The organism is Clostridium sulfidigenes (assembly GCF_000732635.1).
GTDB classification, from domain to species: Bacteria; Bacillota; Clostridia; order Clostridiales; family Clostridiaceae; genus Clostridium_J; species Clostridium_J sulfidigenes.
In genome coordinates this window covers 14,936-28,052 of record NZ_JPMD01000041.1, presented here as the reverse complement: position 1 = coordinate 28,052, position 13,117 = coordinate 14,936, and the positions used below count along the sequence as shown (strand labels likewise).

Sequence of the window (13,117 nt, the reverse complement as noted above, 5' to 3'; positions counted from 1 at the left end):
TTTGGTCAGTGGAACTTAAGTGACCATCTAAATCTTATGATTTAGTAATGGGAACTTACTCATTTGAACAAAATGAAAAGGAGTTTCCTTACGAGCAAAGCGAGAAAAGAAAAATATTAATTAGCTATAACTTTTTAAGTATAAATAAAAAAAATCAGTTCATTGTAAATTTACAATGAGCTGATTTTTTATTTTAGCTAGAATATTTCATGAAATACTACACAAGCTAATTTAAATACCATGAGAGGAGAATTTTATATGGAAAAAAGAAAGCAGAGAAGAAAAGGAAATAAAAATATTTTTTTTATTATTATTGCTTTAATAGTTGTTTTTATTGTAGTATATTTTGTATTTTATTACGGATATATGAAGCGTACCGTAGGTAGTTATGCAGATAAAATTTATCCTCAAGTTTTTGTAGAAGGAATTGAAGTGGGTGGTAGAACTAAGGAAGAATCTATAAAGCTTTTAAATGAAAAAACCAAAGAACTTATCAATAATGATATTAAGGTAAAGGTAAAAGATAAGGAATATAAAATTGATTATGAAAGCTTAAATATAAAAAGCAACTTACAGGAAACTCTTATGGAAGCTTTGGATTATGGAAAGGATTTATCTGTAAGGGAAGGTTATAAATTGATAAAAAATCCTAAAAAAGTAGATTTTGATATTGAGTATAGTTATAATATAAATTTTGTAGATTCCTTGTTGGATGAAGTTGAAAAAACTCTCAACAAGGAAGTTAAAAATGCAACTATCATCAAGGAAGATGGAAAACTGAAAGTAAGTGATAGTTCTTCAAAAGAAGAAATAAATAGAAAAGATTTTATTTCTCAGGTTGAAGAAGTTGTAAAAAGTAATACTGAGAATAATAAAGGTGATGTTACTCTCAGATTACCTATTAGTATTGAAAAGCCGGAAATAAGCACTGAAGACTTGAAAAGAATTAATACAATAATATCTAGTTTTAGTACAAACTTTGTAGATGATGTTAGAGCTACTAACATTAAAGTAGCAACTGAAGCAGCAAGTGGTATAGTTTTAATGCCAGAGGAAGAATATAGTTTTAATAAACTAGTAGGTGAAAGCACTAAAGAAAAAGGATATGTAGAAGCACCTGTTATAAAAGATAATAAGCTTCAACCTGAATTAGGTGGAGGGATTTGTCAGGTATCTACGACTCTTCATAATACAATAATAAGAGCAGGAATTTTGCCTACAGAGAGAACGCATCATTCTATGGCAATAGGGTATGTTGATAAAGGAATGGATGCAACTATTTATTATAATATTGTAGATTATAAGTTTAAAAACACTTTACCATATCCCATTTATATAGATGGTATAGTAGAAAATAATAAATTAATATTTAATATATATTCTTATAAAGAATTAGAAAATATAAAGTATGAAGTCATTAGTGAAGTCTATAAAGAAATACCTCTAAAGATAGAATATAAAAAGGATATAACCTTGGATGAGGGGGAAGAAATAGTTGAGAATCCAGGCAGTAAAGGTTATAAGGTAAAGGTTTATAGAAAAACCTTGGAAAATAAGAAGGAAGTAAAAGAAGAGGTAATATATGATGAGATATATGAACCTGTAAATAAAATCATCAGAAGAAATGGATAGGAGTATAAGTAAGGAATTGCATATATAGAATACTTATGTTAAAATTTTACAATAGCAAATTATTATGTAATGAAATCGTAATAATAATATAAATGAAAATATGATTAACATATGATATAATTTATATGTTAAATCAATTTTTTAATTGCAAAATGAAAGGAATGTTACTATGGATATGAATCTAGAGAAGGGTGATAATGGATCAAAGCTTTCACTAACCCCAGGGAATAAAAAATCTAATAAAAAAGCTAAGATCATAGCAATTTCTTCCGTAATAACTATAGTTCTTTTAGTATTTTTAGGTACAACAACATACATCCATACTACTGTATCAAAATATGAGAATTTAATTATGCCAGGTGTGCAGGTTGAAGGAATAGATGTAAGTGGTAAAGCCAAGGACCAAGTTGTGCAAGAACTAAATAGTAAATATAACGATGAAATTGGGAACAGAAGTATTAAAATTAAAGCTGGAGATAAGGAGTATGCTATTAACTACACTGACTTACATGTAGAGTTTGATATAGATGAAACTGTAAATGAAGCTTTTAACCATAATAGAGATCTTGGGTATTTTGACAAGTTTAAAGCAATAAAGAGTTCTGAAAAAAAAAGACTTTCCAATAACATTTACCTATAATAACGAAATTATAAATACTGTTGCTAAAAAAATGGAAAGTGAAGTTAATGTTGCTAAAAAGGACGCTACTATATCGAAATCAGGCTCAGGATTTAACATTACTGAAGAAGTAGTTGGTAAGACTTTAGATGTACAAGCATTAGTTAAAGATATAAATGCTAAGGTATCAGAAAGTAAAGCAGGAAACATAGAAGTAACTGCAACTATAAAAAAAGATGTACCTACTAAGACTAAAGAAAAGTTATCAACGATTGACACTAGAATTGGAACTAAAACTACTAACTTTGGAAGTTCTGATTGGAGTAGAAGTACCAATATATCACTAGGAGCTCAAACTGTAAATGGTATAGTACTAATGCCAGGAGAAAGTTTTAGTTTTAATACTATAGTGGGTGACACAACAGCAGATAAAGGGTATCAACCAGGAGGAGTTTATGTTGGAAATAAGGTGGAGATTGGATATGGAGGTGGTATTTGCCAAGTATCTTCAACACTTCACAATGCAGTATTAGACTCAGGAATTCTTCCAGATCAGAGATTAAATCATAACATGGCAGTAGGATATGTTCCATTAGGACTTGATGCAACTATTGCTTATGGAGGAATAGATTATGTATTTACAAATCCATACAAATATCCAATATATATTGAAGGATATACTGGTGGTGGAAATGTAACCTTTAATATATATTCTAACTCTGCAGCTAAGGGTGGAAAAACTTATAGTTTTAGCTCAGAAACCTATGAGACTATTCCTGTAACAGTAAAATATGAGGATGATCCAACTTTACCTATAGGAACAGAAAAGGTTACTCAGAATGGATCTCAGGGATATAAGGTTAAGGCATATAGAACTACTTATGAAAATGGTAATGTAGTTTCAACAGATCTTATGAATACTGATACTTATGTACCACTACCTAAAATAATAAAAAGAGGTACTAAAAAAGTAGAACAAGCTCCTGTTACAAAACCAGCAGAAAAACCGGCAGAAAAACCAGCAGAAAAACCTGCTGAAAAGCCAACAGATAAACCTGCAGGTAACTAAAATTATGATAAAGAAATGAAAGAAAAAATAAAGATATTTATTCTTGAATAATCAATACCCTATAGATAGACAAGATATCCGTCTATACTGTAGGGTATTTTATCATAGTAAATATTTAACTGAATTTAAATAATTGGTTACAATATAATGCTAATAAAAATATATTGTGTATAACAGCATAAGAAAAAATTTCATGACCTATTATATTAATAGGAAATATTATATATGTAAATAATATTAATTATATAGGTATGATAAGAAGGGAGAAAAGTTAAATGAATTATTTTGAAGAATTTACAAAGCACCTTTTAGAAGATGAGAAGCCGTCCATATATTTTAATAACTTAGTAGAAAGTAATGGTTATCCAGATATATATCCCTATAACATGGTTTTAAAGTTAAAAAATGTGGAGCAAAATCCTAAACATCACCCAGAAGGCAATGTTTGGATTCACACTATGATGGTTATAGACGAAGCAGCTAAAAGAAGAGATAGAAGCAAAGAGCCAAAGGGATTTATGTGGGCAGCATTTTTACATGATATAGGTAAGTTAACTACTACAAAGTTAAGAAGAGGCTACCTCACTGCCTATGACCATGATAAAGTTGGAGCAAGAATGGCAGAAGAATTTTTAACCCACTTAAAACTTCATGAAGATAAAGGATTTTATGATTATGTAGTAAATCTAGTTAGACTTCATATGCAGATTCTTTTCGTAGTAAAAAATAATGAGTTTGCAGATCTTAATAGAGTTGTTAAAAGTGGATACATTGAGGATATAGGACTTCTTGGAATATGTGATAGATTAGGGAGAGGGCCAAAGACGGAAGAGGAAGTAAGAAAAGAAGAGAGAAATATTGAAATTTTCTTAGAAAGATGCCAAAATTATATTGATAAGAGAAAAAGAATGGCAGAGACATATAATTTGCCTGAGAAATAAGAGAGCTTAGGAAGGTAAGTATTTAATGAAGAAGAAGATATTGAATATACTTAGAAAAAGTAAGGATGAATATATTTCAGGGGAAAGACTTAGTGAGGAATTAGGAATTACTAGGGCTGGAATATGGAAGCATATAAAAAGCTTAAAGGAAGCAGGATACGTTATAGAATCAATTTCTAATAGAGGGTATAAACTGGTAAGTACTCCGGATATTATAGATGGTGAAGAGATTTTACCTCTTCTTACAACTAAGTATATAGGGAGAAACTTCATTCATTTTGATGAAGTAGACTCTACTAATGTTCAGTGCAGAAGAGAGTGTAGTAATAATCCTATAGAAGGAATGGTAGTTGCTGCAGAGGAACAAACTAGTGGGAAGGGGAGATTGGGTAGAAGTTGGATTTCACCTAAAGGAACAGGAATATGGATGTCCATAGTATTAAAACCAAATATATCTCCTATGGTAGCACCTAGAGCTACTTTAATTGGTGCAGCAGCAGTTTATACTGCTCTAAAGGAGATGGGCATTTCTGTAGGAATAAAGTGGCCTAACGATATAGTCATTAATGGCAAAAAGATATGTGGCATATTAACTGAGATGAATGCAGAAATAGAAAGAGTAAATTATGTCATCATGGGAATTGGTATAAATGTTAATATGGAATCATTTCCAGATGAGTTAAAGGAAAAAGCCACATCCCTTAAAAACGAATTAGGAAATGAAGTTGATAGAAAAAAACTTGTAGCTAATATATTGAATAATTTTGAAATGTTTTACGAAGACTTTAAAAATACAGGAGATATAAGTAGAGTTATAGAAATTTGTAGAGAAGGCTCATTACTTATAAATAAAGAGGTAAGAGTAATTAATGGAAATAATGAAGTCATATGTACAGTAATAGATATTGATGATGAAGGAGAATTAATAGTAAAACATAAAGATGGTACTATTAATAGAGTAATATCAGGAGAAGTATCTGTAAGAGGAATCTATGGATATATTTAAATTTAAAAACATAATGTAAATTATTTATTTTAATTTAAATTAAAAGGATTGAAGTCTATTTTATAGGCTCAATCCTTTTACTCTATGGAATAATGAATTTTTTAGCTATTTAAAAAAGTTTACTGAAGCTGATATGGGACAATTTTTATTAAGCTCTAAAATTATATAAGAAAACCAAGGTTCTTTTCTTTTGCTAGTAGACGATCCAGGATTTAAATACATTGTTTTTCCTTTAGTAAAAATACAAGGTTTATGGCTATGACCATATATTATTATATCAAGCTTATCCTTCTTAAAAGTATCAACCACATTATCTATAGTTTGCTTTTTGGTACCATCCCCATGACAAATACCAATTTTATAACCTTCTAAAGTCAATATGTGTTTTTCAGGAACTAAACTTCTTAAATTCGATTTATCATTATTTCCATAAACACCTATAAATTTTGATTTTTCCTTAATCATAGATATTACTTCAGGGGAGGTATAATCTCCTGCATGAATTATTAAATCTACATCTTTTAACTTATCATCTAGTATATGTTTTAGCCTTGAAAAATGTTTATTCATGTGAGTATCAGAAATAATTCCGATTTTCATTTTAAGCTTCACCTCCACTTAAAAAATATATATACATTATTAGTATAAGCATAAAATTTTATTTGTGTAGTTTATATTTAAACAGTTAATTGAAACTTTACTTAAAAAAGTAACACAAGTTGAAAATACTGATAAAATTAAAATGTTACTTAAAAAGTTAATGTAATCAATAATTATTATTCATTAAATAGTAGAAAAAACTCTTAAATTCGGGTATACTATAATTAAGATAAATTTATTATAAACATTGCATTATTGTAATAAAGTATGGCTTAATTATATTTAGTTTATGTATATAGTTAAGCAGGAATAACATAATAATATTTACTTAATTTCAAAATGTCATAGGAGTGATAAAATGAAAGATAGTATAATGAATATTATTAAGGACAAGACTTTAACTTATGAAATGAAAGTTTTAAATTTAGCTAGGGAGTCAGAAAATAGTTTAGATGTATTAAATAAATCTGACAAAACAAAAATGTATGAAAATGCAGGTGTAATATGTGACCTTAATGAAGGTAACGCACCCTATAGACCTAGATACATTGTACCTGACTATGAAAAGTTTATGAAAAATGGAAGTAAGTTTTTAAGCCTAACTCCTCCAGAGGATATATGGGATGCAGTAAATAATTTACTTATTCTATATAAGCATGTACCATCAGTTACATCTTTCCCAGTATATGTAGGTAATATTGATATTCTTTTAGATCCATATATTGAAGATGAAAAAGAAGCATATAAAGCAATTAAATTTTTCTTAAAGCATATAGACAGAACCATAACTGATTCATTCTGTCATGCTAATATTGGACCTAAGGATACTAAAGCAGGAAGAATAATTCTAGAAGTAGAGAGAGAACTTCAAAATGCTACTCCTAATATAACCTTAAAATACTCAAAGGAAACTAGTGAAGAATTTGCAGTTGAAGCAATAAAAACAGCTCTTACTTGCGCTAAGCCAAGCTTTGCTAACCATGAAATGTTTAGCTCAGAACTAGGAGAAAAGTATGGAATAGTAAGTTGCTATAATGGACTTAACCTTGGTGGTGGAAGTTATACATTAGTGAGAATGTTACTTTCAAAACTAGCTAAGATGGCGTATAATGAAGAACACTTTTTAAACACTGTATTACCAGATGCTGTAGAAGCAATGCTTGATTATATGGATAAGAGAGTTAAATTCATAGTAGAAGAAAGTAATTTCTTTGAGTCAAGTTTCCTTGTAAGAGAAGGTTTATTATCAAGAGATAGATTTACTGCTATGTTTGGATTAGTTGGCCTTGCAGAATGTGTAAATACACTTCTAGGAGCAACAGATGAAAAAGATAGATTTGGATATGGTGAAAGAGCTAACAAGCTAGGTGAAACTATTATAAATAAAATGTATAATATGGTTAATGCCCATGAAAATAAATATTGTGAAGTTACAGATAATCATTATCTACTTCATTCTCAAGTTGGAATTGATTCTGATACTGAAACAAGTCCAGGATGTAGAATTCCAATAGGAGAAGAGCCATCATTACCAGAACACTTGATTCAAAGTGCAGTATTCCACAAATACTTCCCATCTGGAATTGGTGATATATTTAAATTTGATGAAATGGCTAAGAAGAATCCAAAGTCAATTTTAGATATAATCAAAGGTGCCTTTGCACTAAATATGAGATATTTCTCCCTATACTGTGATGATTGTGACGTTATAAGAATTACAGGATATCTTGTTAAGCGTTCAGATATAGAAGCTTTAGATAGGGGAGAGCAAGTACTTCAAGATACAGTAGCCCTTGGATATGGAGCAGTTAAAAACTCCAAGATCCTTGAAAGAAAATTAAGAAGTTCTGATAAATAGAATTCTTACATTAGAGTTGTTAGTCATAGGATTAAAAGGATTTTTATAATAAAGGCCGCTTCGATACAATTGTAGCAAAAGCTTATAGTATTGGAGCGGTTCTATGTTATCAGGAAATGAAAATATATGAGCACTGGGGGAAGAAGTATGAATGATAAGCAAGAAACTATAGGTTATGTTAATAAAATAATACCTTTTAGTAATGTAGATGGAGAAGGCAATAGAATGGCCATATTTCTTCAAGGATGTAATTATAATTGTCTTTATTGTCATAATCCAGAAACTATAAATAGATGTGTCAATTGTGGTGAATGTGTGCCAGTCTGTGAATATGAAGCTCTATCAATGGTAGATGGTAAGGTTCAGTATGATATTGATAAATGCGTTAACTGTGATGCTTGTATTGCTACTTGTAAGAAAAATAGTAGTCCTAAGATAACAAAAATAACTGCCTCAGAACTAATGAAGAAAATTGAAAAGGTAAAGTTTTTTATATCAGGAATAACGGTTTCAGGAGGAGAATGTACTCTTCAAAGGGATTTCCTAAAGGAGCTATTTACAAAAGTAAAGAGTCTTGGTTTAACAACTTTTATAGACACTAATGGGTCCACACCTATATATATGGATAAAGAACTATTAGAAGTAACAGATAAAACTATGATAGATTTAAAAGCTTTTCATCCAGAAGAAAATAAGATACTTACAGGTCTCACTAATGAAACAGTAATAAAAAACATAAGAGAGCTTGGAAAACTTGATAAGATATATGAAATTAGAACAGTAGTAGTACCAGAAGTTCTTAATAATAATTATACTGTAGACATGGGAAGTAAGCTATTAGCTGAAATTAATCCTAATATTCAATATAAGCTTATTAAATATAGACCTATGGGAGTAAGAAAGGAATTACTTGAGACTACAGTACCTACTAATGATTATATGAAGGAATTAGAATCCATAGCTAGAGCTAATGGATGCATAAATACAATCATAGTTTAGTAACAAGATTTATAGAGGGCAAAACTCTCTTGATTTTACGAGTAAAATGTTTAATATAATAATTAACCTATTACGATAAAGGGTAAAGCTACAATTCAAATTAATTGAATTGTAGCTTTAAAAATGTTTATAAATTTATTTTAGGGAGATATTATAGTTCTGAAAGAATTTCAGCGATGTTAACAGCATGATCGCCAATTCTTTCAAGGTTACTAATAATATCTAAGAACATAGCACCTACTGTAGCACTGCATATGCCAGTGTTTAATCTTCTAATATGAGAAGATTTTAAGCTCTTTTCTAAGGAATCTATTTCGCCTTCTATAGATCTAACAGACATAGCTTTTTCTATAGTATAGTGAGAAAAGCAATCTAGGCTATACTCCAATGAGCTTATACATAATTTGGACATTAGATTAAGTTCGTCCATAGCAGCACTTGATAAATCAATATTTTTTGAAGCTTTTTCCATAGCCCAATCTGCAATATTTTCAGCATGATCACCTATACGTTCTATGTCATTTACTACATGAAAGTAAGAAGCTAAAATTGCTCTTTGTTCATCGCCTATATCAGAATTGGATAGTTTAACTAAATATCGGGTTATATCAGTTTCAAGAATATTTATTATGGATTCATTTTTATATACTGTATTTATAACATCTAGATTACCTTCATTAAATCCTTTTAAGGCTGTTTCTAGGTTTTCTTTTGCTAAACTTCCCATTCGGACAATCTCATTTGTACATTGTCCAAAAGCTATTGTAGGGGTTTCTAATAATCTATCATCTATATATTTTACTTCAACAATTTCTTCTTCATTTTCACCAGGTAATATAAGATTAACTAGATCTACTAAGTATTTAGTGAAAGGTAAAAGTAAAATAGTATTTATTACATTAAACACTGTATGGGCATTAGCAATTTGTTTAGCTACCACTTCACCACTAACTCCTGGAGTAAGGGTTGTTACAGTAGTTAATAATAGGTTTGAAATTGGTGGAATTATGAATATAATACTACCAATAACATTAAATAGTAAGTGAATTAAAGCTGCTTTCTTAGCTGTTCTTGAAGTTCCAACACAGGAAAGTAAGGCAGTTACGCAAGTACCGATGTTTGTGCCATAAAGAATAGGTATAGCAACATCAACTGGAAGACTTCCAACAGAAGCTAAAGCTACAAGAATTCCAGTAACAGCAGAAGAACTTTGAATTACTGCTGTTATGCATAGTCCTAATAAAAGGCCTAAAATTGTTTTACCTTTTAAGCTTAATATAAGTTGTGTAAATATTTGAGAATCTCTTAATGGTGTCATGGCATCAGACATTAAAGTAAGACCTAGAAAAAGAACACCAAAGCCAAGGGCTATACTGCCACCTTCATTAAGTTTTTTATTTTTACTAAATAGTACTAAAATAGCACCACCGGCAATAAATACTGGTGTAATTGCACTAAAGTCAAAGGTTATGAGCTGGGCAGTAACTGTTGTTCCAATGTTGGCTCCCATAATTACATAGGTAGCTTGGAATAAATTCATGAGACCTGCATTTACAAATCCAACTATCATAACTGTAACAGCACTACTACTCTGAATTATTCCTGTAACTACAGTTCCAGTTAATACTCCTTTAAGTGGATTTGAAGTAATTTTATCAAAAATACTCTTTAGTTTTTCTCCAGCTAGATTTTCAAGACCATCTCCCATAATTTTCATACCATAAAGAAATAATCCAATTCCTCCAAAAAGATTAATAAGCAAAGTTAACGTTTTCAACATAATTAACCTCCATAGGTTTCTAAATTTTATAAATTATATTAATAATACCTATAATTAAAATACAATATAAAAACCATAATGTTAATAGAATTTTTTGCTATTTAACATAGCATAAAGAAAAATTAACTTGAACTTAACATATGTAGGTAAATACACTATAATAGAAAAAGCTATAATTTAAAGATTTTCAATCTTTAAATTATAGCTTTTGTGAGAATATTTTTTTGTTAGGCCTGTGAAAGTATTTCGGCGATATTAACAGCATGGTCGCCTACTCGTTCAAGGTTACTAATAAGATCTAAGAATATAGTACCTACAATGGCATCACATGAACCGCTATTTAATCTTTTAATGTGAGATACTTTTAAATTTTTTTCTAATAAATCAATCTTTTCTTCTAAGCCGCGTACATCTAAAGCCTTTTTATCACTATAGTCAGAGAAACATTCTATACTGTGGTCTAATGCTTCTATGCAAATATTCACCATTACTTTAAGTTCTTCAATGGCATCTTTAGAAAATTTAACATTCTTAGAAAGTTTATCTTTAGCTAAGTCAGCAATATTTTCTGCATGGTCTCCGATACGTTCTATATCATTAACTACATGGAAATATGCAGCTATAGTAGTTCTTTGCTCATCTCCAATATCAGAATTAGATAGTTTAACTAGATATCTAGTTATATCTGTTTCTAATAGATTTATTAAAGCTTCATTTTTATATACTTTGTTTATTGAATCTTCATTATTGTCAGTAAAACCCTTTAAAGCAGTTTCTATATTTTCTTTAGCTAAAGTACCCATTCTAATAATCTCATTAGTAACTTGACCAAAGGCTATAGTTGGAGTTTCTAAGAGTCTGTCATCTATATACTTAACTCCATCAACTTCTTTTTCATCTTCTCCTGGGAGTATGAAATTAACTAAAGCTACTAAGTATTTTGTAAATGGTAATATTAATATAGTGTTAACTACATTAAACATTGTATGGGCATTAGCAATTTGTTTTGCCACAACTCCTCCAGCTACACCAGGGGTAAGAGTTGTTACGGTAGTTAACAGTAATTTAGAAACTGGCGGAACTAGGAATATTATACTACCTATTACATTAAAGAATAAGTGAATTAGTGCTGCCTTCTTAGCAGTCTTACTAGTTCCTAAACAGGATATTAGAGCAGTAACACAAGTACCAATATTAGTTCCATATAACATTGGTATAGCTACATCAATTGGAAGACTTCCAACAGAAGCTAAAGCAACTAAAATTCCAGTAACTGCAGAGGAACTTTGAATTATAGCAGTCATTCCTATTCCCAAGAAAAGGCTTAATAATACATGTCCCTTTAGACTTAAAATAAGTTTTGTGAATACTGGTGACTCTCTAAGAGGAGACATGGCATCAGACATTAAAATAAGACCTAAAAATAAAATACCAAATCCTAAAATAATATGACCTAATTCTTTAGGATTTTTCTTTTTAGTAAATAGTACTAAAAACGCCCCTATTGCAATAAACACAGGAATTATAGCATCAAAATCAAAGGTAATTAATTGAGCTGTTATAGTTGTTCCAATGTTAGCACCCATAATTACATAAGCTGCTTGAGATAAGTTCATAATACCTGCATTAACAAATCCAACGACCATAACAGTTACCGCACTACTACTTTGAATTATAGCAGTAACTATAGCACCTGTTGCCACACCCTTAAGTGGATTAGAGGTAATTTTATCAAAAATACCCTTTAATTTTTCACCGGCTAGGTTTTCAAGACCGTCCCCCATGATTTTCATACCAAATAGGAAAATTCCAAGACCTCCTAAAAGGTTAATAATTAAAAACAATGATTCCATATGGTAACCCTCCAGTAAATAATTATATACTTAAAAAATATTGATTTTAAAAACACAATATTAAAGATACAATAAAACTAACTTAATAGTAATATAAAACTCTTTAATTTAACAATAATTAAATTAAAATTAACTTAAACTTAACAAAGTATATATTCTTCAAAAAGTTGATAAACTTATTTTGTGTATTTTAGTGAAAAATAATGTATATAATATAGAAGGAATGTTTAAAGAAGCCTAGAATTATATAATATAAGAAAGGAAGTGGGCTTATGGAATTTAAAGAAATAATAAAAAGAGTTAAAAAGACTGAATATTTAGGATATTTTGATGTCATCGAACATAGAGAGTGCATTAAAAATCTAGTTATTTTTGAAAGTGAAGCTGATAACCTTGAAAAAGATATTCCTGAACCATGGTTTGTTAGGAAAAAGGAGTTTGATCGTGCAAAGGATGATTCACCAACCTTAATTAAAATAAATATATATAATAGAGTGGCAGATGCCATAAATGACATGGTTATGTATGATAATATAAATGAAAGTGATATAGAGCTGCTAAAGGAGTATCCAGACATTACAAAACGAATTATTGAAAGAAAGTATGAAGATTTAGATAAAAGTATTAGTAAAATTAAAGAAGATAAAAAGGGTAAGTTAATTCCAATAATGAATAAAGCAAAAGCTTGCCTCGAAGAAATTGGAAAAAGACTTAATTAATCATATAAAAATTATAAAGGATATTTTAGAGGAGAAAAAGC

Annotated in this window: 11 protein-coding genes; 8 read left to right on the top strand and 3 right to left on the bottom strand. The window is 29.6% G+C overall.

Annotated elements, in window-relative coordinates:
* Positions 1-258: 258 nt before the first annotated feature.
* The 5 genes from IO99_RS15580 to IO99_RS15565 all read left to right on the top strand — a co-directional run bounded on the left by IO99_RS15580 (position 259) and on the right by IO99_RS15565 (position 5,267).
* Positions 259-1,632, top strand: coding sequence for a VanW family protein (locus IO99_RS15580; RefSeq protein WP_035135086.1), 1,374 nt, complete (start codon positions 259-261; stop codon positions 1,630-1,632).
* A gap of 169 nt (positions 1,633-1,801) precedes the next feature.
* The gene (locus IO99_RS18520) at positions 1,802-2,272 is read left to right on the top strand and encodes a peptidoglycan binding domain-containing protein (protein ID WP_051824225.1); all 471 of its coding nucleotides are present in this window, start codon (positions 1,802-1,804) and stop codon (positions 2,270-2,272) included.
* Between the two features lie 31 nt (positions 2,273-2,303).
* A complete protein-coding gene (locus IO99_RS15575; protein ID WP_051824219.1) occupies positions 2,304-3,320 on the top strand; it encodes a VanW family protein in 1,017 nt (338 codons plus the stop codon).
* Positions 3,321-3,595: 275 nt separating this feature from the next.
* Positions 3,596-4,261 (top strand): HDIG domain-containing metalloprotein, encoded by a 666-nt coding sequence (locus IO99_RS15570; protein WP_035135084.1) that lies wholly within the window; start codon positions 3,596-3,598, stop codon positions 4,259-4,261.
* Positions 4,262-4,286: 25 nt separating this feature from the next.
* Positions 4,287-5,267, top strand: coding sequence for a biotin--[acetyl-CoA-carboxylase] ligase (locus IO99_RS15565; protein WP_035135083.1), 981 nt, complete (start codon positions 4,287-4,289; stop codon positions 5,265-5,267).
* Positions 5,268-5,372: 105 nt separating this feature from the next.
* On the opposite strand, the gene IO99_RS15560 is transcribed toward IO99_RS15565, so the two are convergent.
* Positions 5,373-5,867 carry a metallophosphoesterase family protein gene (locus IO99_RS15560; protein WP_084178209.1) on the bottom strand — a complete coding sequence of 165 codons (495 nt, stop codon included), beginning with the start codon at positions 5,865-5,867 and terminating at the stop codon, positions 5,373-5,375.
* 358 nt (positions 5,868-6,225) lie between these two features.
* Between IO99_RS15560 and IO99_RS15555 the strand changes: the two genes are divergently transcribed.
* Together IO99_RS15555 and IO99_RS15550 are read left to right on the top strand one after the other, a co-directional pair.
* Positions 6,226-7,725 carry a YjjI family glycine radical enzyme gene (locus IO99_RS15555; protein ID WP_035135081.1) on the top strand — a complete coding sequence of 500 codons (1,500 nt, stop codon included), beginning with the start codon at positions 6,226-6,228 and terminating at the stop codon, positions 7,723-7,725.
* Positions 7,726-7,872: 147 nt separating this feature from the next.
* Entirely contained in the window at positions 7,873-8,724 is an 852-nt protein-coding gene (locus IO99_RS15550) for a YjjW family glycine radical enzyme activase (RefSeq protein ID WP_035135079.1), read from the top strand.
* A gap of 151 nt (positions 8,725-8,875) precedes the next feature.
* Here the strand turns inward: IO99_RS15550 and IO99_RS15545 are convergent, their stop codons facing one another.
* Positions 8,876-10,501: a Na/Pi cotransporter family protein gene (locus tag IO99_RS15545; RefSeq protein WP_035135116.1), complete on the bottom strand. Its 1,626-nt coding sequence runs from the start codon at positions 10,499-10,501 to the stop codon at positions 8,876-8,878.
* A gap of 230 nt (positions 10,502-10,731) precedes the next feature.
* Positions 10,732-12,357 (bottom strand): Na/Pi cotransporter family protein, encoded by a 1,626-nt coding sequence (locus tag IO99_RS15540; protein WP_035135077.1) that lies wholly within the window; start codon positions 12,355-12,357, stop codon positions 10,732-10,734.
* 272 nt (positions 12,358-12,629) lie between these two features.
* Between IO99_RS15540 and IO99_RS15535 the strand changes: the two genes are divergently transcribed.
* Entirely contained in the window at positions 12,630-13,076 is a 447-nt protein-coding gene (locus IO99_RS15535) for a hypothetical protein (protein WP_035135075.1), read from the top strand.
* Positions 13,077-13,117 lie beyond the last annotated feature (41 nt).